Below are 229 nucleotides of genomic sequence, written 5' to 3' on the forward strand. Positions count from 1 at the left end.
TGCAACACATGCGGGGCGAAAACCGACGGTTTCGCTCTGTTGAGCTGGATCACCGGTTGGGATCTCAATACAACGGTCAATGCCGTTGGCGCCTATCTAGGCATGACGGCCGGCCGCATTCCGAGTCCGATCCGAATGGATGCGGGCAAACGCGTGTTCCGCAAATACGCCCGACTCGTCGAGGTGGGGAACGCGCCATATCGGTTCGACCGCAACGCTCAGGACAGTC

General features: G+C 59.8%; 1 protein-coding gene. It reads left to right on the plus strand.

Features of this window, described 5'->3' with window-relative positions; genetic code table 11:
* Window positions 1–39: 39 nt before the first annotated feature.
* On the plus strand, window positions 40–229 hold a 190-nt coding region (locus H6A60_RS13690; RefSeq protein WP_205105431.1), incomplete at its 3' end, for a hypothetical protein.

It is taken from the genome of Sutterella massiliensis (genome assembly GCF_016899755.1).
GTDB lineage: Bacteria > Pseudomonadota > Gammaproteobacteria > Burkholderiales > Burkholderiaceae_F > Sutterella > Sutterella massiliensis.